Source organism: Parasphingorhabdus sp. (assembly GCF_048269915.1).
In the GTDB taxonomy this organism is placed as follows: Bacteria; Pseudomonadota; Alphaproteobacteria; order Sphingomonadales; family Sphingomonadaceae; genus Parasphingorhabdus.
Genome location: NZ_JBLWTY010000004.1, coordinates 149,165 through 173,660 on the forward strand (window position 1 = coordinate 149,165; position 24,496 = coordinate 173,660).

General features: G+C 58.3%; 16 protein-coding genes. 10 read left to right on the top strand and 6 right to left on the bottom strand.

Features of this window, described 5'->3' with window-relative positions; all coding sequences use genetic code 11:
* Positions 1 to 23 precede the first annotated feature (23 nt).
* From ACN0WX_RS12040 to ACN0WX_RS12050, 3 genes are all read left to right on the top strand, one after another.
* Positions 24 to 1,166 carry an acyl-CoA dehydrogenase family protein gene (locus ACN0WX_RS12040; RefSeq protein WP_417622571.1) on the top strand — a complete coding sequence of 381 codons (1,143 nt, stop codon included), beginning with the start codon at positions 24 to 26 and terminating at the stop codon, positions 1,164 to 1,166.
* Between the two features lie 111 nt (positions 1,167 to 1,277).
* A complete protein-coding gene (locus tag ACN0WX_RS12045; RefSeq protein WP_417622572.1) occupies positions 1,278 to 2,201 on the top strand; it encodes a DMT family transporter in 924 nt (307 codons plus the stop codon).
* 5 nt (positions 2,202 to 2,206) lie between these two features.
* Positions 2,207 to 3,376 carry a winged helix-turn-helix domain-containing protein gene (locus tag ACN0WX_RS12050; RefSeq protein WP_417622573.1) on the top strand — a complete coding sequence of 390 codons (1,170 nt, stop codon included), beginning with the start codon at positions 2,207 to 2,209 and terminating at the stop codon, positions 3,374 to 3,376.
* A gap of 15 nt (positions 3,377 to 3,391) precedes the next feature.
* Here the strand turns inward: ACN0WX_RS12050 and ACN0WX_RS12055 are convergent, their stop codons facing one another.
* Positions 3,392 to 3,964: a hypothetical protein gene (locus tag ACN0WX_RS12055; RefSeq protein ID WP_417622574.1), complete on the bottom strand. Its 573-nt coding sequence runs from the start codon at positions 3,962 to 3,964 to the stop codon at positions 3,392 to 3,394.
* 214 nt (positions 3,965 to 4,178) lie between these two features.
* Between ACN0WX_RS12055 and ACN0WX_RS12060 the strand changes: the two genes are divergently transcribed.
* From ACN0WX_RS12060 to ACN0WX_RS12070, 3 genes are all read left to right on the top strand, one after another.
* Positions 4,179 to 6,284, top strand: coding sequence for an autotransporter assembly complex protein TamA (locus ACN0WX_RS12060; protein ID WP_417622575.1), 2,106 nt, complete (start codon positions 4,179 to 4,181; stop codon positions 6,282 to 6,284).
* On the top strand, positions 6,285 to 10,454 hold the full coding sequence (locus tag ACN0WX_RS12065; RefSeq protein ID WP_417622576.1) for a translocation/assembly module TamB domain-containing protein: 4,170 nt from the start codon (positions 6,285 to 6,287) through the stop codon (positions 10,452 to 10,454).
* A 219-nt stretch (positions 10,455 to 10,673) separates the two neighbouring features.
* The gene (locus ACN0WX_RS12070; protein WP_417622577.1) at positions 10,674 to 12,287 is read left to right on the top strand and encodes a class I adenylate-forming enzyme family protein; all 1,614 of its coding nucleotides are present in this window, start codon (positions 10,674 to 10,676) and stop codon (positions 12,285 to 12,287) included.
* A 208-nt stretch (positions 12,288 to 12,495) separates the two neighbouring features.
* Here ACN0WX_RS12070 and glnA read toward each other — a convergent pair whose 3' ends face one another.
* The 4 genes from glnA to ACN0WX_RS12090 form a co-directional block, all read right to left on the bottom strand.
* Positions 12,496 to 13,908, bottom strand: a complete 1,413-nt coding sequence (gene glnA, locus ACN0WX_RS12075) for a type I glutamate--ammonia ligase (RefSeq protein WP_417622578.1) — start codon at positions 13,906 to 13,908, stop codon at positions 12,496 to 12,498.
* A 48-nt stretch (positions 13,909 to 13,956) separates the two neighbouring features.
* The gene (locus ACN0WX_RS12080) at positions 13,957 to 14,295 is read right to left on the bottom strand and encodes a P-II family nitrogen regulator (RefSeq protein WP_417593051.1); all 339 of its coding nucleotides are present in this window, start codon (positions 14,293 to 14,295) and stop codon (positions 13,957 to 13,959) included.
* Positions 14,296 to 14,534: 239 nt separating this feature from the next.
* Positions 14,535 to 16,658, bottom strand: a complete 2,124-nt coding sequence (locus ACN0WX_RS12085) for a PQQ-dependent dehydrogenase, methanol/ethanol family (RefSeq protein ID WP_417622579.1) — start codon at positions 16,656 to 16,658, stop codon at positions 14,535 to 14,537.
* A gap of 200 nt (positions 16,659 to 16,858) precedes the next feature.
* Positions 16,859 to 17,197 (bottom strand): hypothetical protein, encoded by a 339-nt coding sequence (locus ACN0WX_RS12090; RefSeq protein ID WP_417622580.1) that lies wholly within the window; start codon positions 17,195 to 17,197, stop codon positions 16,859 to 16,861.
* A 186-nt stretch (positions 17,198 to 17,383) separates the two neighbouring features.
* On the opposite strand from ACN0WX_RS12090, the gene ACN0WX_RS12095 reads away from it, so the two are divergent.
* On the top strand, positions 17,384 to 18,439 hold the full coding sequence (locus ACN0WX_RS12095; protein ID WP_417622581.1) for an AAA family ATPase: 1,056 nt from the start codon (positions 17,384 to 17,386) through the stop codon (positions 18,437 to 18,439).
* A gap of 33 nt (positions 18,440 to 18,472) precedes the next feature.
* Positions 18,473 to 20,821, top strand: a complete 2,349-nt coding sequence (locus ACN0WX_RS12100) for a S8 family peptidase (protein WP_417622582.1) — start codon at positions 18,473 to 18,475, stop codon at positions 20,819 to 20,821.
* Positions 20,822 to 20,946: 125 nt separating this feature from the next.
* Here the strand turns inward: ACN0WX_RS12100 and map are convergent, their stop codons facing one another.
* Positions 20,947 to 21,771, bottom strand: coding sequence for a type I methionyl aminopeptidase (gene map / locus ACN0WX_RS12105; protein WP_417622583.1), 825 nt, complete (start codon positions 21,769 to 21,771; stop codon positions 20,947 to 20,949).
* A gap of 124 nt (positions 21,772 to 21,895) precedes the next feature.
* Between map and ACN0WX_RS12110 the strand changes: the two genes are divergently transcribed.
* The gene (locus ACN0WX_RS12110; protein WP_417622584.1) at positions 21,896 to 23,638 is read left to right on the top strand and encodes a sulfatase-like hydrolase/transferase; all 1,743 of its coding nucleotides are present in this window, start codon (positions 21,896 to 21,898) and stop codon (positions 23,636 to 23,638) included.
* Positions 23,639 to 23,678: 40 nt separating this feature from the next.
* On the top strand, positions 23,679 to 24,437 hold the full coding sequence (locus ACN0WX_RS12115; protein ID WP_417622585.1) for a competence/damage-inducible protein A: 759 nt from the start codon (positions 23,679 to 23,681) through the stop codon (positions 24,435 to 24,437).
* Positions 24,438 to 24,496: the final 59 nt, after the last annotated feature.

The following is a 24,496-nucleotide window of genomic DNA, read 5'->3' on the forward strand; positions in this document are numbered from 1 at the left end:
GATTAAATCGCCAGGAGAGAAAAATGCTACGTCCCTTTGACAATGACGAGCGCCGCCAGTTTCGCGAAACCTGCCGCCGCTTTGCCGAGACCGAATTGCAGCCTTTTGCCAATGACTGGGATGAAGCGGGAGAAATCCCCTGGGAAATGCATGAAAAAGTCGGCGCGCTGGGGGTCTGGGGCTTTGGCGTCGATGAACAATATGGTGGCCTCGGCATGGATGATATATTCATGCGCGCAGCCTGGGGCGAGGAAGCGGCGCGCGCGCATAACGGCGGCACGCTGGCCGCGCTCGGCGGGCGATCGATCTCGATCGGACCGATCCACAAGCTGGCCTCGCAGGAGATCAAGGACCGCATCCTGAAAGACATCGTGCTCGGCAAAAAGGGTTCCAGCCTCGGCATTACCGAACCGGGCGGCGGGTCCGATGTTGCCAATATGCAGACGACCGCGCGGCAGGACGGCAATCACTGGGTGATCAACGGCGCCAAGACCTTCATCACCGGCGGCATGACTTCGGACTATTTTGTCGTCGGCGCGCGCACCGGCGGCGAAGGTCTGCATGGCATTTCGCTGTTTCTCGTCGATGCCGATGCGGAAGGCTTTTCCCGCACATCGCTCGACAAGAAAATGGGCTGGTGGGCATCGGACCAGGCCTCGCTCTATTTTGACGAGGTTCGCGTGCCGGCCGAAAATATGCTCGGCGAGGAAGGGCGCGGCTTCATCCAGATCATGCACAATTTCAATCACGAGCGGCTCGGCATGGTGGCGCAAAGTCTGGGCATGATGCGGGTCTTGCTCGAGGAGTCGATTGCCTATGCGCAGCAGCGCGAGACCTTCGGCAAGCCGATGATCAAGCATCAGGTCATCCGCCACAAAATCGCCGAGATGTCAGCGCGCGTCGACCGTCTCGATGGCTGGCTGAGCCAGATTTGCTGGCTCGCCGAACAGGGTGAAATGCCGGTCGCGCAGATTTGCAAAGCGAAGTTCAGCGCCACCAAGGATCTCGAATATTGCGCCAGCGAGGCCATGCAGATTCTCGGCGGTGCCGGTTATTTGCGCGGCAATCCGGTCGAACGATTCTACCGCGAGGTCAAGGTCATGGCGATCGGCGGCGGCTCGGAAGAAATCATGCGCGATCTCGCGGTCCGGCAAATGGGTCTCTGATCCCGCTTGCCATTTGCTCCGGCCAGGCGATAGCAAAGGCCGGACGATAGCAAAGGCCCGACGATAGCAAAGGAAAGCCCTGCGAATCGCCGGGTCTGATGGAAAACAGAAATGCCCGACTACGAACCGGCCCAGCCCGATCCCGATCATGACGTGCCGCTGTTGCCGGCAGGCTCGGTGCTGCTCGGTCTGTTGAGCTTCTCGATGATGGACGTGGTAATGAAGAGTCTGTCGATCGAACTCGGTGCCTATAATGCCCTCCTCTGGCGGGTGCTGGCCTCGCTGGCGATTGTCTCGGTCATTTTTTTCGCCCGCCGCCCGCGCATGCCGGGCCGGGCCGCGCGCAAGGTCCATCTTCAGCGCGGCATCATCATGGTCTTCATGTCCTATCTGTTTTTCTGGGGTCTCGCCCGGGTGCCGCTGGCCGAGGCCATTGCCCTGTCATTTATCGCCCCGATTATCGCGCTTTATCTCGCGGCGGTCTTTCTGGGCGAGACGATTCATCGCAACGCCATCCATGCCTCGGTGCTGGGTTTCAGCGGCGTGCTGGTGATTGCCTGGGGCCGTGCGAAGGGTGAATTTAGCGAAGAATCAATGCTCGGCATCGGCGCGATCCTGGCATCGGCGGTGCTCTATGCCGGCAATCTGGTAATCCAGCGGCGACAGGCCCTGCTCGCCGGTCCGATCGAGATCAGCTTCTCGCAAAATCTGATCGTCGGCGCGGCCTTTCTGCTGCTTGCCCCGTTTTTTGCGGTCGTTCCGGACCAGGAATCTTTGCCGCTGATCGGTGTCGGGGCGATATTGTCGGTGATCTCGGCGATCTTCATGGCCTGGGGCTATGCCCGGGCGGAAGCGCAGAATCTGATCAATCTCGAATATAGCGCCTTTGTCTGGGCGGCGATCTTTGGCTGGTTGTTCTTTCGCGAACCGATCACCCTGACGACGATCGCGGGCGCGCTGCTGATCGTCGCGGGATGTATATTGGCGAGCCGGCGGCAGAAAAAAGTCGCTCATATCGAAACCACGGTGGTCTGATCGCGATGGCGCTGCAAATCACCAACCGGCGCGCGCGCTGGCTCTGGCTGCAGGCACAGGGTCTCTCCGAAACCCCGACCGGTCCGCTTGACCTGCCGGAAATGATCCGCCGGCTCGGTTTCGTCCAGCTCGATACAATCCAGAATGTCACGCGCGCGCACCACCATATCCTGTGGAGCCGGAACCAGAATTATCGCGAACCGATGCTCGACCGGCTGCTCGGCGAGGACAGGGCGGTTTTCGAACATTTTACCCATGATGCCTCGGTGCTGCCGATGGAATTTTACCCGATGTGGCGCCGTCAGTTCCGGCGGCTGGGCGAGAAAGTGGCGGGCCACACCTCGTTCCGCAAAGCGGTTGCGCAAATCGGCGCGCAGGAGATCAAGGACCGGATCGATCAGGAAGGGCCGCTGTCCACCCAGGACTTTGACACGAAAGTCGAGGGCACAAAACAGATGTGGGACCGGCCGCCGCACAAGAGGGTGATGGACCAGCTCTGGTATGCGGGGGAACTGGCGACTTCTCATCGTCTCAATTTCACCAAATATTATGATCTCAGCGAACGGGTCATTCCCGCGCGCCATCGCGAAGCGGAGCATGATGACGCGGAGCAAATCGACTGGCTCTGCCGCAATGCGCTCGACCGGCTGGCCTTCGGGTCGCTTGGCGAAATCCAGCGCTTCTGGGACGCTGTTGACACAAAGGAAGCGCGGACCTGGGCGCAGTCCGTCAGCGATATGGTCGCCGTCAAACTGCAACGATATGACGGACAATGGGTGCAGGCGCTGGCCCCGCCTGATATTGAGAGTCGCCTTGCATCCGTCAGCGCACCGACCTCGCGGCTGCGGATCGTCAATCCTTTCGACCCGGTTGTCCGTGACCGGGGCCGGTTGCTGGCCTTGTTCGGCTTTCATTATCGTAACGAGATGTTCGTGCCCCCGGCTCAGCGCCAATGGGGCTATTATGTCTATCCGATACTCGAGCGTGACCGCTTTATCGGCCGTATTGAAATCAAGGCGGATCGAGGAAAGGGTCGCTTGCGCGTCACCCAATTCTGGCCCGAACCAGGGGTTGGCTGGTCTGGCGAACGCCGGGAAAAACTGGCAGCAGAACTGGCGCGGCTGGCGCGTCTGATCGGGGTCGGTGATATATTATGGGAATGCGCCCGCCCGTGAAGCGGCAGCGTAGCGCTATTTGACGATGCCGCGAAAATGCAGCTCGCCTGATGCACCCGGCTCTATCGCCGACGTCAGGGTCCAGCGAATATGGGTGACATCCGAAGGGAGGGCCGGGCGCTTCCTCTGCGATGCTTCTCCATCGGCGGTTGCCGGTACGGCTTCGATCACGCTCAGCGTTGATAATTTGCCGAAATTCTGTCCGCCATCGACCGAAACCACGGCCCAGTCTTCGACAACCTCGATTAAAGCCACGGCGGGATGGACCGGATTATTGAGGACAAATCCCGTCACGGCATTTTGCCCGATATTGCGGTAGGAATTGACGAACAACAGCTTGTCGCCGGGAACGACCTTGATGGTTGCCGGATCAAGCAGCTTGGTGACCATTTCGCCGGAAGCCGACGGTTCGGTCCGTTCCAGTAAAATCTTGCTTTCAATTTTTACAGTGGCCCGAGGGTCGGTTGCCGCCCCCTGAATGGAAGCCGAAAGCGGTGCTGCTTGGGCGGCCTGAGACGCCGACAATCCCGCCACCAACATAGCTGCGATCAGGGTCGCTTTAGTCAAAATCATACGCATATCTGGCATTTAGAGCATCCCTCCTGAATGATAGCTGACCGGACAAGAGTGGCCGGCCGGTAATGGTCTGGAAATATGGACTAACGCGGTTAACCAAAGAATAAAATCACCATGAAAGCAAGTGTTCAGTGATAGGGCGGGATATCGTACAAAAAGAAACGTTTGCCGGAAACGCGATCTTATTCGTTGGCGTCGTGATTCATCCGCCGCTAAAGAGTGGGTAATGGGTCTGACCGCATATCGTTGCTGCCTAGGCATGCTGGTTCTCTTGCAGATGGGTTTGCCCATCTCGTCAGGTCATGCCCAGGCGGAATTTCAGCCGATCGCTGGATCGTCGGATGAACCGGAACTCGACGCGCCGCTCGACCCGGATCAGCCGCTGACCGAATTTCCGGATTTCGGGGTCGAATGGCCCGATCTGGATCAGGTAGCGGAACCGCTATTGGATGACAGTGAAGATCCGGGCGCGCCGGCGGAGGAGACGACCGGGACAGCGGCAGAAGATCGCGTGGATCAGGAAGCACAGTCCGCCGAAGAGCAACTGGCGGAAGGACTGCCACTCAACGAGTATCGACCGACGGATGCACTGGCGGAAACCGCGTATCGGATCAGCTTCGAAGGCTTGCCGGAGACGATCGAAGACGCGTTTAACATCCGTTTCGATGGCCTGTCAGCTCTTGAGCAATATCGCGGCGATGATGCCAATTTCGCCCAGATTCGGCGCCGCGCGCAAAGCGATGCCGACCTGGTTGAACGGTTGCTGCGCATTCAAGGCTATTATGATGCCGTGGTGCAAACGCGCTTCAAGGCAGACGGTGCGGAACGGGTTGAAGTGATCATCAACGTACAGGCCGGGCCGCAATATCAGCTGGATGCAATCGCCTTGCCTGGTCTCGAAGCTGCGGTTGCACCAGATCCCGAGAAATTCAGGGAGAGCTTCGGGCTGAAATCGGGCGATATTGTCAACAGCGACCGGATCATGGATGCGATCGGCCGTCTCGATGGAGCAATGGCGGAAAATGGCTATGCTTTTGCCAAAACAGGCGCGCCGGAACTGGAAATAGATCATGCGGAACGGCTCGGCGATCTGGAAGTCCCGGTCACGCCAGGGGGGCGCTATAATTTCGGCTCGATTGTCATGGGAGAGACCGGGCTGTTCGATGCCGATCACGTCCAGATGATCGCCCGCTTCGATCCCGGCGACATCTATCAGGCGTCCGAGCTCGAAGATTTGCGGCGGGCGTTAATCGCGACCGGACTGGTTTCCACGCTGTCGATCGATCCGGTTGTCGGCCAGGACCCGGCTGCGGTCGATATCGCGGTCAACGTAACTCCGGCGCCGTTGCGAACCATTGCCGGCGAACTCGGCTATGGCACCGGAGAGGGTGCCCGGGCCGAGGTCAGCTGGGAACACAGGAATTTCTTTCCTCCGGAAGGCCTGATCCGGCTGACCGGCGTGCTCGCGACGCAGGAACAATCGGGCAGCATTGCTTATCGTCGGAATAATTACCGTCGGCGGGACAATGTCCTGAACGGGCGCACGGCCTTGAGCGTCGTCGATCAGCCTGCATATAAAGCGCAGACTTTTTCGGTCGCCGCGAATATCGAGCGATTGAGCAATCTCATTTACCAGAAGCGCTGGAGCTGGTCAGCCGGGGTTGAATTGATCGCATCGCGGGAAGAGGATGTGACCGGAACCGTCGACGCGACCGGTCGTGAAACATATTTTATCGGTTCGCTGCCGGGTTTGGTCACCTATGACGCGAGCGACGATTTGCTTGATCCGACCGGGGGCTTCCGATTGAGCGCGCGGGTTGCTCCAGAAGTGTCATTCCAGGGCGGCAGTTTCTTTTATGTTCGCAGCCAGGTGGATGGCAGCGCCTATTTTCCGGTGTCAGATAAAATTGTGCTGGCCGGACGCACCCGATTGGCTTCGATCATAGGTGCGGGCAACAACAGCATCGCTCCCTCGCGCCGGCTCTATTCTGGCGGTGGCGGTTCGGTGCGCGGCTATGGTTACCAGAGTATCGGACCGCGCGACGCCAATAATGACCCGGTGGGCGGGCGTTCGATGGTCGAATTCTCCCTGGAAGCGCGCATTCGTACAGGCATTTTTGGCGGCAATTTTGGTGTTGTGCCTTTTGTGGACGCAGGCAATGTCTACACCAGCAGCACCCCCGATATTTCAAATCTGCGTTACGGCGCCGGTGTGGGACTCCGCTATTATAGCGATTTCGGACCCATTCGGATCGACGTCGGCACGCCGATCAATCCGCAGCCCGGTGACACCCCGATCGCAGTCTATGTCTCGCTTGGTCAGGCTTTCTAGATGGTTGAGAGCACAGGAAATCCGCGTTTCAAGCTGATGACTTGGCGCTGGCCGATGCGCAGCCTGCTGGCCGTGGTTGCAGTCCTTGTCCTTGCCCTGGTCGGAGCCGCTATATGGCTGGATAGCGATTCTGGACATCGCTACATCATCAAGCAGGTCGAGGCGCTGGAACCCGAAAGTGGCTTGCGTATCGCTATCGCGAAAATAGACGGATCAATTTACGGCAAGGGAGAAGTGCAGGGGCTTCAGCTTAGCGATCCCAAGGGTCGTTTCTTTTCCGCCGGAACAGTGGCGGTCGACTGGAACCCGCTGGCCTGGATATTTAACGAACTGAATATTTCCGATGCGGTGATCAAAAAGGCGCGGTTCGACCGGTTGCCGGAATTGATCGATAGTGGTGAAGACAAGCCGCTTCTCCCGGGCTTTGATATATATATCGGGACTTTTCGGGCCGACAATCTTGTGCTTGGCAAGGCGATTGCAGGCACAGAGCAATTTGCCAACCTGTCCGGCTCGGCCGATATCAGGGCCGGTCGCGCCATGGTCCATCTCGACGCGGTCACGACCCGCAGCGGCGATAAATTGCTTCTTGCCCTGAATGCGGAGCCGGAACGCAAAAAGCTCGATATTGATGCCGAAATCATCGCTCCTGCTGGCGGCGTACTGGCTGGCGCTCTGGGATTGGAGCGCGATCTGAATATCACCCTCAAAGGTGATGGTGACTGGCGCAAATGGAACGGCGAGTTCAACGCGGTCGGCAATGAAGAACTTTTGGCGCAATTTACCGTCGAGGCCAAAGAAGGTCTGTTTGCATATGATGGGAAACTGACCGGATCACTGATGCCCGCCGGGATTGCGCAGAAACTGGCATCGCCCGATCTGACGTTGAAGGGAACGGCCAGTCTCGAGGACCGCCTTGCTGCACTGGATCTTGAGGCTCGCTCCGCCGCGCTGTCCTTCACCGCAAAGGGCGGGGTTGATCTTGGCCGGAACAGCCTCGATGCAATGCGGCTCGAAACCCGGTTGATCAATCCATCCGCGCTGGCGTCCAATATGAAGGCGCAGGATTTCGAATTAAAGGCCCTGCTGAACGGAAAATTCTCCGAACTGCGCTATCAATATCTGCTCACCGCGCCGCAACTCGCCTTTGGCAAGAGTCTGCTGACCAATGTACGCGGGGAGGGCAATGGCCAGCGCGATGCCGGTGGCTGGGATATACCCGTCGCGCTCTCGGTCGACCGGCTGATCGGCAATGGCGAATTGCTGCAGCAACTGCTCTCGGGTTTCACCGCAACTGCAAATCTGCGATTTGAAAAGGATCGGCTGTTTGCCGAGCGTGCCCGTGTTGCCACCCAGGCGGCGCAAGGTACATTGGATCTGGAAGTGCGTCCCTCAACCGGTGATTTCGCTATTGATATCGCTGCCAATGCTCCCGGTTTTGCGGTGCGGGGGGTTGGTATAGCCGATATTATCGCCGATATTAATCTCGGTCCCGCGCCATCCGGCTTGGCGCTCGACGGGCAGGTTGACGCGCGGCTCCGCCGGTTCGATATCGGCTTTCTCCGCGAACTGGCAGGCGGATTGCCGCGTGTTCAAACCGGACTTTCGCTCGGACCGAACGGACTATTGCAGTTTTCCAACCTCAATCTTGCGGCTCCCAAAATTGCGTTCAGAGGGTCCGGCAACCAGACCGGTGCCGCGACTTTTGCCTTCCGGGGTTCAGGCCGGCAAGAATCTTATGGGCGCTTTGATCTCAAACTCGACGGACCGCTGGACCGGCCCCAGATCGCCTTGCTGCTCGACAGTCCGCTACCCGCCGCCGGGCTCTCGGCGGTCAGCCTGAAACTCGCGCCGGTTGCAGCAGGATTTTCCTACACAGCATCCGGGGGGTCGACCCTGGGGCCATTCAGCAGCGACGGAACGATCCTCACCGTTGCAGGGCAGGATGCCGCCGTCCGTGTCGATCGCCTGCTGGTGTCCGATACGCTCGCGACCGGCGTGATCCGGCCGACCGCGCAGGGGCTGGCCGGAACACTCGACATTAGCGGCGGCGGTATCAACGGCGATGTCCTGTTCCAGCCCGGTGACGGGCGGCAGCTCATCCGCGCGAATCTCACCGCCGAAAATGCCCGGTTTGATGGCAAACCCCCGATCTTCATCCGGACCGGTGCGCTGAATGCGGATATTGTCCTCATCGATGGCCAGTCCAACATCGACGCGACGGTTCGTGCCCAGGGAATCAGCCGCGGCGAACTGATGGTCGGCCGGATCGCGGCCAATGCCAAGCTGACCGACGGCAGTGGCACGGCAACCTTCGCCGTCGCCGGGACCCGGGGCAGTACTTTCGAGTTTCAGGCAAAGGCCGATATTAGTCCGGATCGCTACCAGATTACCGGAAACGGGCAGTTTGAAGGTCGCCGTCTTCGCCTGTCGCGGGCGCTTGATGTCCGTCGGGTCAGTGATGGCTGGACGGTTTCCCCGACCACGATCAGCTATGGCAGCGGCAGCGTCCGGCTGTCCGGACGATGGGGCAGCGGGACGTCCCGGCTGGACCTGATCATGGCGAAAATGCCGCTATCGCTGATCGACATTGGCTATCCCGACCTCGGGCTCGGCGGCAGTGCCAGTGGCACGGTCAAGCTGGTTCAGTCGCGGTCGCAGATACCGGTCGGTGACGCCAAGCTGATGATCAAGGGCCTGACCCGGTCGGGATTGATCTTGACCTCCGAACCCGTCGATGTCGGCCTCAATATTGCAATTTCACAACGCAACGCGGCCGCCCGGGGGATTATAAAATCTCCGGCTGGCAAGACGGTCGGACGGTTCCAGGGGCGGATAACCGGGCTCGGCAATGGCAATTGGCAGACGGAGCTGATGCGCAAACCACTGTTCGCCCAGGCGCGCTTCAACGGCGGCGCGGAGAGCCTGTGGCGGCTGACCGGAGTCGAAACCTTTGATCTCACCGGCCCGGTGGCGGCCAGTGCCGATGTCAGCGGCACCCTTGCCAATCCGCAGATCCAGGGACTGGTCCGTACGAGCAGCGCGCGGCTCGAAAGCCCGCTGACCGGTACCGTTGTTTCCAATATCAAGGCGGTCGGCCGGTTTGACGGTTCGCGTCTGGTCTTGCCCAAGTTGACCGGCACAACCGCCAGCGGCGGCACGCTTAGCGGCAGCGGCAGCTTTAACTTTGCCGTCGAACCGGGTGAAGGCATTGGCATTGTGATGGACATCAACGCCCAACAGGCGGCTCTGATTGCCCGCGATGACTTTGCCGCTACGGTGACAGGCCCGATCAAGATACGCAGTTCCGTGGAAGGCGGTCTGATTTCGGGCGATGTGACCCTCAACCGCAGCTTCTTCCGCTTTGGCCAGGCCGCGGCCACTGCCAGCTTGCCGGATATCAAAACCCGCGAGATTAATCGTCGTGCCGACGAACGGCCGGTTAAGGTTCGCAGCCGACCCTGGCGGTTTGACCTCGCTGCGGATGCACCCAACCGGTTGCGGGTCGAGGGGCTGGGTCTGGATAGCGAATGGGCCGCCAACCTCAAGATTACCGGCCCGGTCGATAATTTTGCAATGGTTGGCAACGCCAATCTCGTCCGTGGCAACTATACTTTCGCCGGTCGCCGTTTCCGTCTCGAGCGGGGCCGCATCCGCTTTGTCGGCAACCAGCCGGTCAATCCGATATTGGATATTGAAGCAGAAGCCAATCTGACCGGCCTCAACGCCACGATCAACGTCACCGGTACCGGTAACCAGCCCGAAATCGCCTTCACCAGCATCCCGGCGCTGCCCGAAGACGAATTGCTCTCGCGGGTATTATTCGGGGCGTCGATTTCCGATCTGTCTGCCCCCGAAGCGGTCCAGCTCGCCGCTGCCGTAGCTTCGCTCAACAGCGGCGGCGGGCTTGATCCAATCAACCAGTTGCGCAAGGCAGTCGGTCTCGACCGTTTGCGAATTTTGCCGTCCGATACCGATACCGGATCGGGTACCTCGATCGCCGCCGGCAAATATATTACCCGTCGCGCCTATGTCGAGCTGATCTCCGACGGTCAGGGCTATAGCGCGACCAGTCTCGAATTCCAGATTACCCGCTGGCTGTCGATCCTGTCGACCATCTCGACCCTCGGCCGGCAGAGCGCCAATGTGCGGGTGAGCAAGGATTATTGAGCCGGGGTCGTTATACACGGAAATCGGTTGTTGCAGATGCCATAGCAGTTTGTCGGCTGGTCTCTCCCCGGCGTTGCCGTAACAGCGACCAGAGCCAATGTTCGCTTTCATTATGTCAGAGAATCCGACATCTCGGATGTGCCAGGTTAGATATCTCCTCTAAAATCATAGCGTTAGAATGGCGACTGTGTAATGTTGGGCGCATTGGGGAGGAGATTCATGTATAAAATTGAACTTACCGAGTCATATTTTCCGGCCCAGGGCGGACCGGAGCCAGATCCCATGACGATTGGCGATATGTTGCGACAATCGGTGGCGGCCGCGCCTGATCAGATCGCCCTGAAGGAGCTGACCTATGAAGGCGAGATCGCCCGCACTTGGACCTATGCCGGACTGCAGACCGATGCGGAGCGCCTGGCCCGCGCTCTTGCCAGCCGTCATGCCGAAGGCGCGCGCATCGCGGTCTATGCCAACAACCTGCCGGAGTGGGTACTGCTGGAACTGGCCTGTGGCCTCGCCGGCATCACACTGGTAACCGTCAATCCCGCCTATCAGAAACGCGAACTGAAATATGTTCTCGAACAATCGCGTTCCGAAGCAATTTATTATGTAGCTGACTTTCGGGGAAATCCGATGAAAGCGATCGCTGACGCTGTCTGCGACGAAATTCCCGCTATTACGCACCGTATTCTGCTAACGGACCATGAGGCCCTGTATGATGGCGAGGACAGCGGGGCGCTGCGCGATCCCAAGCCCGGCGATGCAGTGCAGATTCAATATACGTCGGGCACCACCGGTTTCCCGAAGGGCGCACTGCTGCACCACAACGGTCTGGTACGCAACGGCATTGACACGATGACCCGCGCCGGCCTGGAACAGGGCGATACTTTCGTCCACCAGATGCCACTCTTTCATACGACCGGCTGTGGCATCCTTGCTCTTGGCGGTTTCGGCACGGGCGGCACGATGCTCCTTGCCCCCCTGTTCGATCCGGAGATGATTGTCCGGGTGATTGAACGCGAACGGACGAGGTTCCTGCTCGGCGTGCCGACAATGCTGGTGGCGTTGATCGACGAAGTTCGTTGTTCGGGCCGGGATGTTTCGTCGACGCGACGGATCATGTCTGGCGGTTCGATGGTTGCGCCGCAGCTTTGCCGCGATGCCCAGGCGGTCTTCGGCGCGCCGATCCAGATCGTTTACGGCCAGACCGAAACCTCGCCGGTCCTGACACAAGCCTGGTACGATGACACGCTGGAGGACCTGACCGAGACAATCGGCCAGCCGGCCCGCCATACCGAAATTTCCATCCGCGATCCAAATGGCAACAAAGTCCTGCCGATAGGGAAACAGGGCGAAATTTGCGCGCGGGGATATAGTGTCATGCTGGGTTATAATGACAACCCGGAGGCCACTGCAGCGGCGATAGACAGCGAAGGCTGGCTGCACACCGGCGACCTCGGGCGGATGGATGCGCGCGGCTATGTCAAGATCACGGGCCGGGTAAAGGAGATGATCATTCGCGGCGGCGAGAATCTGTTCCCCGCCGAAATCGAGAATGCGATGCTCGAACATGAAGCCATTGACGAGGTTGCCGTTGTCGGAATTCCGGACGACAAGTGGGGTGAGGAAGTGGCGTGCTTTTTCCGTAGCAGTTCCGGTGAATCCTTGCTTCCCGGCGAACTGAAGAGCTTTGTCCGCGAACGCCTGTCACCGCAGAAAACACCTGCCTACTGGATCAGGCTGAACGACTGGCCGCTGACCGGTTCCGGGAAGATTCAGAAGTTCAAGCTGAAAGAAGGATTTGAAGCCGGCAAATATGAAATGTTGAGATAGCTGGCCTCGATGATTGCCGCGTTCGGCATTTTGCAGTCATAGGCAAACAGGCTACTCGATGACCGCAAACCATCTAATTGCCGTCCCGCCACGTCCCAGCAAATAGCTGCGTTCGGAACGCCCATCTGAGCAGAGGGTATCTGCATATTGAAAAAGCCCGGAGCAATTGCTTGCCCCGGGCTTGTTGTTTTCAATCTGCCCAGAAAGATCAGCTCGAATAATACATGTCGAATTCAACCGGGCTCGGTGTGGTTTCGAACCGGCTGACTTCTTCCCATTTCAGTTCGGCATAGGCGTCGATCTGGTCTTTGGTGAACACGTCGCCCTTGAGCAGGAACTCGTGATCGGCTTCGAGAGCCTCCAGCGCTTCACGGAGCGAACCACAGACGGTTGGCACTTCGGCCAGTTCCGCCGGTGGCAGATCATAAAGATTCTTGTCCATGGCTTCGCCGGGATGGATCTTGTTCTCGATGCCGTCGAGACCCGCCATCAGCAGCGCAGCGGCCGACAGATAGGGGTTGGCAAGCGGATCGGGGAAGCGGAATTCGACGCGCTTCGCCTTGTCACCCGCGCCATAAGGAATCCGGCAGGAAGCGGAACGGTTGCGGCTCGAATAGGCGAGCAGCACAGGCGCTTCAAAACCGGGCACCAGGCGCTTGTAGCTGTTGGTGGTCGGGTTGGAGAAGGCATTGACCGCCTTGGCATGTTTGATCACGCCACCGATATAATAGAGACACATGTCCGACAGGCCGGCATATTCGCTGCCCGCGAACAGCGGCTTGCCGTCTTTCCAGATCGACATATGCGTGTGCATACCGCTGCCGTTATCGTTCTTGATCGGCTTGGGCATGAAGGTTGCGGTTTTGCCATAGGCATGGGCGACCTGCTGCACGACATATTTGTAGACCTGGGTGCGATCCGCGGTTTGGGTCAGCGTACCGAAGGTAATGCCCAGCTCATGCTGCGCAGAAGCCACTTCGTGGTGGTGCTTGTCCATCGGCAGGCCCATTTCCAGCATGGTCGCAACCATTTCACCGCGAATGTCCATGCAGCTGTCGACCGGAGCAACCGGAAAATAGCCGCCCTTGGCGCGCGGCCGATGGCCCATATTGCCGACATCATAGTCGCGGCCGGTGTTGGTTGGCAGCTCGATATCGTCAATCTTGAATCCGCTGCGGTCATAGCCGTCTTCAAATTTGACATCATCGAACATGAAAAATTCGGGTTCCGGTCCGACATAGATGGTGTCACCAATGCCAGTGGATTTCAGATAGGCTTCGGCGCGGACAGCGGTCGAACGTGGATCGCGATTGTACAGCGATCCATCACCCGGTTCGACGATATTGCAGACCAGGATCATCATCGGGGTTGCGGAAAATGGGTCCATGTAGACCGCGTCGAGATCAGGACGCAGGATCATGTCGGATTCGTTGATAGCCTTCCAGCCCTCGATCGACGAACCGTCAAACATGAAGCCTTCTTCCAGTACATCTTCATCGACGACGTCGGCGCACATGGACAGATGCTGCCATTTGCCGCGTGGATCGGTGAAACGCACATCGACCCATTCGATTTCGTTTTCCTTGATCATCTTGATAATATCGGATGCAGAATTGCCCATGTTTTAGTCCCTTGGTTTTGGTTTGTTTGGATTGGTTGCGATAGAAAATCAGATAGCGTCGTTGTCGCGCTCGCCGGTACGGATGCGCAGCGCCGCTTCGACCGGAATGACAAAAATCTTGCCATCACCGATGCGGCCGGTTTGGGCCGCGGCGGAAATTGCTTCAACGGTGCGGTCGGCGAGGCTGTCCTCGACGACAACTTCAAGCTTCACCTTGGGGAGAAAATCAACGACATATTCCGCGCCGCGATACAGCTCGGTATGGCCTTTCTGCCGCCCAAAACCCTTGGCTTCGGTCACGGTGATCCCCGACACACCGACTTCGTGCAGCGCTTCTTTGACTTCATCAAGCTTGAATGGTTTGATTATGGCTTCAATCTTTTTCATTATTTACGTCCCCGTGTACCTCTTCTTCGGCCTATCCCCTTGCACAGGGGGAAAGCGCCTCGGCCGGACACAATTGCCCGATCATATTCAATTACCATGCCAGATTCGATTCGCGAACAGAATCACCGGAATGCTTGTGTACCTTGCTAATCCCTAATCGAACGACTGACAATGCCGCCCAAAAAACGGGCATTTACACTGATAAATGACCATTATTTAGGCAGTTTATTGCCGCATAATCAGCGCGGCGTCGGCGCGGTCATCTCGGGCAGGTTCGCCTTTGTCCAGTTGGACCGGTCCACGACATAATGGCGGATATTTTCCACCTGGGCCGAATTTAACTGTGATCCGAAGCCGACCATGCCAGCGTGCTTCAACGCCCCGCCGGTGACGACCGATGCCCAGGCTTCGGTGTCCGGCAGCACGCCGCTGATCCGAAGGTCGGGTGTGAACCCGTTGCCAATCGCGCTGTCACCGTGGCAGACGAGGCAATTGCGACCGTAAAGTCCCTTGCCGGCGGCAATCTGTTCGGGAGTGCCGGTCTGTACCGGCGGATCCCAGGCCACTTCGCCTTTTTCAGGCAGCGCTGGCAACGGGGTCTTTCCGCCCAGCTTCAGCACCACCAGCCGGGGGATATTCGGCAGCTGGCGGGTGACGCCACCGGCGACACCGGCGACCAGCGGAAAGGCACCGCCCTTGCTGGTCAGGAAGGCAACATATTGTTCGCCGTCGACCATATAGGTGGAGGGGGCGCTGACGATGCCGGATTGCATCGGCAGGCTCAGCAATTCCTTGCCCTTGTCCGCCGAATAGGCCTTGAAAAAGCCGGTGCTGGTGCCTTGAAACACCAGATTGCCGGCCGTCGTCATCGTGCCGCCATTCCAGGCAGCCGGATAATCCGCGCTCCATTCGACCTTGCCGGTTTTCGGGTTGAAGGCGACCAGCTTGCCGGTGGTTGCAGCAACCGCGGCCTTGTAGACATCCTTGTCGTCGGGCAGCTGGCCGATCGCCCAGCCTATGCCGACGTTGAAGCCCAGTCTTTCGCGTTTCTTGTCGATATCCGATACCGGCACTTCATAGCCCTGCGGAATTTGCTGCGCCGGGATATAGACCAGTCCGGTCTTCGGATTATAGCTCATCGGGTGCCAGTTATGCGCGCCCAGCGCGCCGGGGATGGCGATGAACGGCTTGCCGGTCTTGTAGAATCGCGCTTCGGGATTTTCGATCGGACGGCCGGTGGTCAGGTCATAGCCTTCGGCCCAGTTGATCCCTTCGACGAAGGGCTCGGCGCTGATCAACGTGCCGTCGAGCCGGTCGATAACAAAGAAAAACCCGTTTTTCGGCGCATGGTACAGGACCTTGCGCATCTGGCCGTTAATCTCGAGTTCCGCCTGGATGATATGCTGGGTCGCGGTATAGTCCCAGCTTTCTGCCGGCGTTTCCTGATAATGCCAGAGATATTTGCCGCTATCGGGATCGACCGCGACGATCGAGGAAAGGAACAGATTGTCACCCTCGCCGCCGGACCGCAGGCCGTGGTTCCACGGGTTGCCATTGCCGACGCCAAAGTACAGCTGGTCGAGATCCTCGTCATAGACGATGCTGTCCCAGACCGTGCCGCCGCCGCCGGAGACTTTCCATTCGCCGTCGCTCCAGGTCTTCGCCGCCGCCTTGGCAAAAATCTCGTCGCTCGCTGCGCCGTCCGCTTTGCCTTCGGGATTGGGCACCGTGTAGAAGCGCCATTTCAGCAAGCCGTCACGGACATTATAGGCGGAGACATAACCGCGCACCCCGAATTCCGCGCCACCATTGCCGATGATCACCATATTTTTCACCACGCGGGGGGCACCGGTGATAGTATAAGGTTTGCTGTTGTCGGTGGTCTGGGTTTCCCAAAGCCGTGCGCCGGTCACCGCATCCAGCGCGATCAGCCGACCGTCGATGGTGCCGAAAAACAATTTGCCGCGGGCAATCGCAACCCCGCGATTGACCACGTCGCAGCACGCATCAACGGCCTTTTCCCCGGACACTTCGGGATCATAGGACCATAGCTCCTCGCCGGTCTTGGCATCATAGGCAAAGACCTTGGACCAGGCGGTGGAGACATAAAGCTTGCCATCGACCACAAGCGGCGTCGCTTCCTGGCCGCGCGCGTCGGGGAGGTCCTGAAACCAGGCAATGCCGAGGGTGCCGACATTGCCGTCGTTGATCTGGTCGAGCGGGCTGTGGCGCTGCTCCTTGGCGTCAAAGCCGATATTGTTCCAGTCCGCATCGGTGACAACATCCACCGCATCGGGCGCGCTGGTCTGGCTTTGACAAGCCACCAGCATCAAAGGAGCCAATAACAATCCCAGTCTGCGCATCACCCGTCTCCCTGAACTGCCGGACGGTAGGCCGCCCGTGCGATTTAACTGACTAGCTAAATTGATGGCGACAGGTCAAGCGTTATGGGGAGGGGGGAGGTTTGGATTGCCGGCTGGGATCTGCCTGCGGCTTTATGGGAGTCGTCGTTCAATGTCCGCGACGCGCCCGATGGCCACCATGGCAAAGGCGCGCAGGCGGGTTAGCGCTGCTTCCTGGTCGTGGCCGCGTTGAAGTCCGGGGCCTTTTTCGCCACCCAGTTGACAAATTTGCACACCACCGGATCGGCGAGCAGCGCGTCGACGTCCATGGCGTGGCGCTGCAATTCGCTATTGGTGAAATGGGTGATGATGGTCTGCTGGCAGATCGGATGCATCGGCACAATATCGCGCCCGCCCCGGCTTTTCGGCACCGGATGATGCCAGACAATGGTCTTGCCGGTCGGCCGCCCGCAGAGCCAGCAATCCGGCACCTCCGCCGGAGTGTCGGTCTCCTCGGGCAGGTCCTTGTAGCCACCATGTTTCGAATGTTTGCGGGCCATGTTTTGGGGTCTCTGTTGGTGGGAGGTGAGGGGGTTGCCTAGGGGGATGGGGGCGGGATTGCTAGGTAAAGGTGGATGGCGATGCCCCCCGCGCGCCGTGTCCGCTCGGTAGTAACGGAACCGCCACGGGATACCCACTGGTTTCTTTCCTTTGCACGTCACGCCCTTTTTGGTAAGCAACTTGGTATGAAATTTGAGGTTGAGGGGCATATGGAGTATTCGGCTGGAGATGCACTCGATTCACCTAAAGAGAATGCCGAAGAAGATGGGCGGACATCTGACCGTAGCGATCCTCCCATGAACGAAAGGTCGAAAAAGCGGTTCCTCAAAGAAACAGCAAAAAATCCACCGAAGCCTCGATCGTTTTTGGCTAGTGTTGATGACGAGGACATTGCAATCTCTGAGCCTAAGCCCGCTAGGAAACGATCCACTAGATTGACAGCTGCGGCAGCTGCAAGGGATGGCTTTGGTGGCTTGGTTGAAATTTCCAACCCTATTCGACCTGCGTCGGATTTGATCCTTAATCGAACTAGCGGCGCAACTCTGCTTGGCGTGGCTAATGAGTTTAGAAGAAGCGACGAGATCCGCCGTCACGGTCTGCATGTGAGATCAAAGCTTTTGTTTTGTGGCCCACCTGGTTGCGGAAAAACGATGTGCGCGGAGGTCATGGCCTCGGAATTACACATGCCACTTGTAGTTGCGCGTCTTGATGCGATAATCGCGTCGCACTTGGGGGAGACAGCATCCAATCTCCGTAAGCTTTTCGATGCGGCTAAAACTCGTTCAATGGTGCTGTTCTTGGATGAATTTGATGCTCTTGCTAGAGCTCGAAGCGACGCGACGGAACATAGCGAGATAAGACGTGTCGTTAACAGCCTTTTGATGATGATTGACAAATTTGAAGGCAACAGCATCCTAATTGCTGCGACAAACCTCGAAGAGACGGTTGATCGCGCAATTTGGCGCAGATTTGATGAGGTAGTGGAATTTGAGCTTCCAACAAAATTCCAAATCGCTCGCTTGCTCAAAATCAAGACACGCAATTTTCCTGCATCATTCGATATAGCAAAGTTCGCAGAAGCATTCGAGGGCATGTCATTTGCTCAAGTTGAGCGCACCTGTCTGACAGCCATACGAACATCAATTCTCTCCAAGAGAGACACTATCCAAGAAAAATCTTTCAAGTCCGCACTCGAACATGAAAGACGTCGGGCAGATGTTGAAAGAAAAATCCTAAACTGATTAGATGTTTAGGCTTGGGAGTAGCTGTACGCGATGGCCGAACATGAGCATCTCAAATTAAAGCGCCTCGAGGGCGAGTTGCAGAGGCGCAAGCCGCACGGATTTGGCGGTGGGCCTGAGCGAACGCCGGGGGAGCACGGGCCAAAAATTGAATCAGACGTTGCTTCGGTGCTTGAGGCGCAAAGCCAACTACCCTCAGTAGAGGGTGTTGATCCGTCTTTGATTCTACGGGTGGAGCTTTCGGGTTTGATTGACGAAAAAACATGGGCTGCACTTGGCCTCGTGGTTTTGTCGGAAGACGCGGACAAAACATTACTTCTGTTTGCTACAGACAAGGAACTGACGGAATTCCGAGCGAGAATTCAAGCCTATCAGGGGGATATCCCTCCGACACAGAAGAATCCCAGATATGCTGGATTGATTGAAGCTATTGATGCTGTGGGCATCGCTGGTCCAGTAGATCGTATGGGGAAAAGCCTTTCATTTTTTGGATTGCAGCAGCCTTCCGATTTCGATGATGATGCTACCTATATTTTGGATATCGAGCTGTTTCATCCAGGCGCCAAAAGCGACTGTGATATTTTCGCTTATCGGTTGGAGCAATGTCTCAAAGCGAATGGAGGAGCGATCCTTAATACTTATGCCGGTGATAGACTTTTTCTATGCAGGGTTGAAGCGAGTGGCTCCGCGATCAAAGCAGTTTTGTCGCTACCAGAAGTGGCGAGTGTAGAGGCTCCCCCGCGACCGGACTTACAAACTAACGACATCGGCGGTTTCAGTCTTGATGATATATCAGCGGGGTCGCCGCCATCAAATACAGCTATCGTAATTGGTGTCATCGATAGCGGGGTCAACTTTGGCCACCCGCTATTGACTTATGCTGAGCGTGGAGCGTTCTCTCAAGATTCTAACTGGTCTCCGGCAGATGACGCCGGACACGGTACGTCGGTTGCGTCTCTGGCGGCATATGGTTTGGTCGAAGTTTGTGTTGAAAGCGGAAATTTCGACGATCCTTTTTATCTCGTCAGTGCTAAAGTAGTTGATGGAAACGGGGAGTTTCCAAAGGATGTGACGGTCCCTGAGGTTATGGAAGTGGCTATCCGACGATTGTACGGAGAGTTCGGTTGCCGCATCTTCAATGTATCGCTAGGCGATCCGCATTTAATCTACTCAGATGGTAAGGCGGGTATATGGGCTTCTACATTAGATGGCTTGGCAAGAGAACTCGATGTTCTGTTCGTAGTTTCGATGGGAAACCAGAGTGATCTATTTAACAAATACGGCGAGGACATTCTCAATCAATATCCCAACTATCTGTTAGATAGTTCATCTCGGCTGCTTGATCCGGCTACGGCAGCCAATGTTCTATCCATTGGCTCAATTGCCCATTCCAATGGCTTGGAAAAAGATGACGAAGAGTTTGTAGGCGTAAGGCCCATTTGCGAAGCGGATGCTCCAAGCCCATTTACCCGTTCTGGTCCGGGTATCCGCGGCATGATCAAGCCTGATCTTGTCGACTATGGCGGAAATGCAGTTTGGGATGGTCCCGTCAAGGCACTTGTCCACGGTGGTCAAAAGAGCTCTGCTGGAGTATGGGCGTTTCATAATAAAGCAATCACAAATCAGCTTTTCCGTTCGCGTTCGGGGACTTCCTTTTCCACACCGCTTATAGCCAATAAGGCTGCATCGCTTTTGGCTAATTACCCAGATGCACCCGCAAACTTTTTGAGGGCGATGCTTGCGCTGTCTGGTGAAACGACTCCCCAGTCCTCCCAACTTTTCGACTCACGTCCGAAACAAGATTTGTTGATGGTGTGTGGTAATGGCATACCCAATTTGAATCATGCTCTATCATCAGATGACAGCCGTGTAGTATTCTACACAGATGACCAATTAGACCTCGACTGTTTTGCAGTTTATGAATTGCCAATTCCTGAACTATTCCAGACAACTAATGGTCTTAGAGAAATCAAGGTCTCTCTGGCGTTCGATGCGCCGGTTAGGCGAACCAGAGCGGATTATCTCGGGGTGACGATGGGTTGGCGGCTATTGCGTGGCACCAGTGAAAAGGATGTTTTTGACAAGTTTCGTATCTGGGAAGAAGCCGAGGGCGACCCACCTGAGTTTCCGGCAAAAAATGTTTGTAAGACATTTCCGGGTTCGCAGCTTCGTGAAAAAGGCACGCTCCAATGCGCTTCTTTCACGGCTCAAACCAATATTTCGAATTACGGATCTAAGTACTACATTGCAGTTTGGTGTCGCAGACGCTGGGCGCCAGATGACATCAAGATGCAGCGCTTCTCCTTAGCCGTTCAATTGCGCCACGAAGCAGATATTGAATTGTACCAAAGCTTGACCGTACCCGCGAAACTAAAAGCATAGTCGCGCATGATGTCGTTGATCACGGCCTAAGGTCCTTTGCAGTTAATAAGGTATGGGTTGTCCGATGTTAGCTATCAAATAGACCTCGCAAGCTACCGTACCAAACCTAAGTGCCAAACCACCCCCTAATAAGGCGGCATATCCAACCCAGCCGCACTCTTCGTAAATATCTCGCAGCCGTCCTCGGTAATTCCGATACTATGCTCGAACTGCGCGGTCAGCGAGCGGTCGCGGGTCACCGCTGTCCAGCCGTCATCCAGCATCTTGCAGGCATATTTGCCGATATTGATCATCGGCTCGATGGTGAAGAACATGCCGGGGCGCAGCTCCGGGCCGGTGCCGGGGCGGCCGACGTGGACGACTTCGGGGGCGTCGTGGAACATCTGGCCGAGGCCGTGGCCGCAGAAATCGCGGACCACCGAATAGCGGTTGGCTTCGGCGTGGCTCTGGATCGCGTGGGCGACATCGCCCATCCGGTTGCCCGGTTTCGCCTGCTCGATGCCGAGCATCAGACATTCATAGGTGACCTGGACCAGCTTGTTCGCCTTGATCGGGGTCTTGCCGACCAGATACATGCGGCTGGTGTCGCCATGCCAGCCGTCGACGATCACGGTCACATCGATATTGACGATATCGCCCTCGCTGAGCTTCTTGTCGCCGGGGATGCCGTGGCAGACGACATGGTTGATCGAGGTGCAGCAGCTGTGGGTGAAGCCGCGATAGCCGAGCGTCGCCGGCACCGCGCCGGCGGCAAAAGCCTGCTGCCGGACCATGTCGTCGAGCGCGCCGGTGGTCACGCCGGGGACGACGTGCGGGACCAGCGAGTCGAGTATCTCGGCGGCCAGCCGACCGGCCTTGCGCATGCCGGCAAAACCTTCCGGCCCGTGCAGCTTGATCGCGCCGGTGCGGGATTGCGGGGTGGTGTCTTCTACGGTCATATAGTCTGTCATGCCGCCTATATAATCATCGCACCCCGATTTGGCGAGACCCCAAAAAATCTGCGGCTTTCGGCGGATATTAACCAAGTGGGGCTATGGGGTCGGTGATGAAATCGCAAAGAATTTCAGGAGTTTGATGCAAAATCGCGTGAAATATATGCTGATCGGCCTGTTCCTGCTGCTGGGCGGCGGCGAGATTTGGCACCGGCTGGAGATGCTGGTGACACCGGAGTGGCAGCCGGCAGGGCTGATCGGCTTTGTCGGCCTGTTCCTGCTGTGCGCGATGAGCCTGCTCGGCTTTGCCCTGTTCCAAAGCGCCTGGCTGCGCTGGCCGCTGGCGCTGTTGCTGGCGGCGGCATCGATGCTGGTCGACGGCTATCAATGGGCGGTGGGCGATTATATGCGCTATGAAAGCTTTCTCACCATGGTCCAGAGCGCGGGTGATATCGGCAGTGCCGCATCCCAGCAGGGCGCGGCGATGCTGCTGGCCGGGGGCAAGGCGGCGCTGCTGTTGCTCGGCATCGGGCTGAAACCGCAGGCGAGCCCCGCCCGGGTGGCGCGGGTGGCGCGGGCGGCAAAATGGATGGCGCTGCCGCTATTGCTGGGCCTGTCGCTGCTGCTCTATTTTCGCGGCGGGGAAGGGGCCAGCGGCCTGCCATCCTCGCATAGCGGGACCAGCTTCGCGCTGCTCTATGGCTATGATATGGCGACCACCGCCCGGGGCCCGCGCGAGCCCGTGGCAATCGCGCCGGAGGGGCCCGCGCGCACTTCCGATATCGTGCTGATCATCGACGAGAGTATCGCCGGCACCTATCTCGACATCAACAGCGCGAACGGCGTCTATTCGGGGCTCAAGCCGGCCGGCAGGGCGCGCGCTGACCAGCCCCCGGTCCACAATTTCGGGCTCGCTACCTCGATCACCCATTGCAGCGTCGGCAGCAATATCGCGCTGCGCTTCGGCGGGACGCGCGACAATTATCGCGAGACGATCCGCTCCGGCCCGTCGCTCTGGTCTTATGCCAAAGCGGCGGGGCTCGGCACCGTCTATCTCGATGCCCAGCGCACCGGCGGCCACTATCAGAATGCAATGGACGATCGAGAGCGCGCGCAGATTGATCACTGGCACCAGTTTGGCGACGTGCCGGTGGTCGACCGCGACCATCGGGTGGCGGACAGGCTGGCGGATTATCTGAATGACGACGAGGCGCAGCTGATCCTCGTCAACAAGGTTGGCGGCCATTTTCCGGTCAGCGACAAATTTCCGCTCAGCCACGCGCTTTACCAGCCGATATTGCAGCGCGGCCTGATGCCGGAAGTCACCGACATGGCGGGCCGCGACTCGCTCGACGGGCGCGCCAATAACTGGCGTCTCTATCGCAACAGCTACCGCAACACCCTGGTCTGGAGCGTCGGCGGCTTTTTCGACCGGCTGTTCGCGCGCACCGGAAACGGGGCGAAAATTGGCGAGGCGGCGATCCTCTATACATCCGACCATGGCCAGGGCTTTCACGAGCGCGGCGACGGCGGCGAGGCGACTCATTGCACGCCCGATCCCGAGATTGAGGAAGGCATTGTGCCGCTGGTGGTGATCGGCGACCGCGCCCGCAGCGCGCGCTGGGCAGAAGCGGCCAGGGCCGGCCATGACAAAAGCTCGCATTACCGGATATTCCCGACCCTGCTCGCGCTGATGGGCTATGCGCCCCGCGACATTGCCCCGCGCTACGGCCCCGACCTGTTCTCCGCCGCGCCTGATCCGTTCACCTTCAATGTCCGCTTCAACGCGCGGCTGGGCAGCGAGCCGCATTGGCTCCCCGTCCCGCTCGACCAGATCGCCCGGCCGCCGGTCGCCGACTATCGACCCGCCACCGGCGCCAAATAACCTGTTCCCAAGACCCGCGTCATCGCTCTATAGAACCGCCATGAGCAAAGATAGAATCTGGACCGCCGCGCTGATCGTGATCGGCGACGAAATCCTCTCCGGCCGGACCCAGGACAAGAATATCGCGCAGGTCGCCAGCTGGCTCAACGTCCAGGGCATCCGCCTCGCCGAGGTCCGGGTGGTGGCCGACGACATGGACCATATTGCCGAGGCGGTGAACATATTGCGCGCCCGCAACGACTATCTGTTCACCACCGGCGGCATTGGTCCGACCCATGACGACATCACCGTCGACGCGATTGCCAGGGCGCTCGGCGTCGATGTCGTGATCCATCCCGCGGCGCGCGCGATCCTGGAAAAATATTACGCCACCCGCGGCGGCCTCAACGAAGGCCGGCTGCGCATGGCCCGCGTTCCCGCAGGCGCCGAGCTGATCGAAAATCACATGTCCGGCGCGCCGGGCATCCAGATCGAGAATCTCTACATGATGGCCGGCGTTCCCCATATCACCGCCGGCATGCTCGATGCGCTCACCGGCACGCTTGAGGGCGGCGCGCCCCTGCTCAGCGTGACGCTCGGCGCCTGGGCCCCGGAAAGCGAGATTGCCGGCGTCCTGCGCGAGGCGGAAAAGGCGCATGAAAGCTGCGTCATCGGCAGCTATCCCTTTTTCCGTGGCGGCAAGGTCGGCGCCAATTTCGTTGTCCGCTCGACCGACCCGCACGAGCTGGAAACCTGCCGCGCGGCGCTCAAGGCGGGTCTTGAAGAAGCCGGCTACGCGGTCACCGACGGCGGGATATAGATTGGGCTAGGCGGGAATCTGTCATCCCAGCGCAGGCTGGGATCCATACCAATGGCAGC

Coding starts and splice junctions, on each gene's coding strand:
- ACN0WX_RS12040 (WP_417622571.1), top strand. CDS start 24: ATGCTACGTCCCTTTGACAATGACGAGCGCCGCCAGTTTCGCGAAACC.
- ACN0WX_RS12045 (WP_417622572.1), top strand. CDS start 1,278: ATGCCCGACTACGAACCGGCCCAGCCCGATCCCGATCATGACGTGCCG.
- ACN0WX_RS12050 (WP_417622573.1), top strand. CDS start 2,207: ATGGCGCTGCAAATCACCAACCGGCGCGCGCGCTGGCTCTGGCTGCAG.
- ACN0WX_RS12055 (WP_417622574.1), bottom strand. CDS start 3,964: ATGCCAGATATGCGTATGATTTTGACTAAAGCGACCCTGATCGCAGCT.
- ACN0WX_RS12060 (WP_417622575.1), top strand. CDS start 4,179: ATGGGTCTGACCGCATATCGTTGCTGCCTAGGCATGCTGGTTCTCTTG.
- ACN0WX_RS12065 (WP_417622576.1), top strand. CDS start 6,285: ATGGTTGAGAGCACAGGAAATCCGCGTTTCAAGCTGATGACTTGGCGC.
- ACN0WX_RS12070 (WP_417622577.1), top strand. CDS start 10,674: ATGTATAAAATTGAACTTACCGAGTCATATTTTCCGGCCCAGGGCGGA.
- glnA (WP_417622578.1), bottom strand. CDS start 13,908: ATGGGCAATTCTGCATCCGATATTATCAAGATGATCAAGGAAAACGAA.
- ACN0WX_RS12080 (WP_417593051.1), bottom strand. CDS start 14,295: ATGAAAAAGATTGAAGCCATAATCAAACCATTCAAGCTTGATGAAGTC.
- ACN0WX_RS12085 (WP_417622579.1), bottom strand. CDS start 16,658: ATGCGCAGACTGGGATTGTTATTGGCTCCTTTGATGCTGGTGGCTTGT.
- ACN0WX_RS12090 (WP_417622580.1), bottom strand. CDS start 17,197: ATGGCCCGCAAACATTCGAAACATGGTGGCTACAAGGACCTGCCCGAG.
- ACN0WX_RS12095 (WP_417622581.1), top strand. CDS start 17,384: ATGAAATTTGAGGTTGAGGGGCATATGGAGTATTCGGCTGGAGATGCA.
- ACN0WX_RS12100 (WP_417622582.1), top strand. CDS start 18,473: ATGGCCGAACATGAGCATCTCAAATTAAAGCGCCTCGAGGGCGAGTTG.
- map (WP_417622583.1), bottom strand. CDS start 21,771: ATGACAGACTATATGACCGTAGAAGACACCACCCCGCAATCCCGCACC.
- ACN0WX_RS12110 (WP_417622584.1), top strand. CDS start 21,896: ATGCAAAATCGCGTGAAATATATGCTGATCGGCCTGTTCCTGCTGCTG.
- ACN0WX_RS12115 (WP_417622585.1), top strand. CDS start 23,679: ATGAGCAAAGATAGAATCTGGACCGCCGCGCTGATCGTGATCGGCGAC.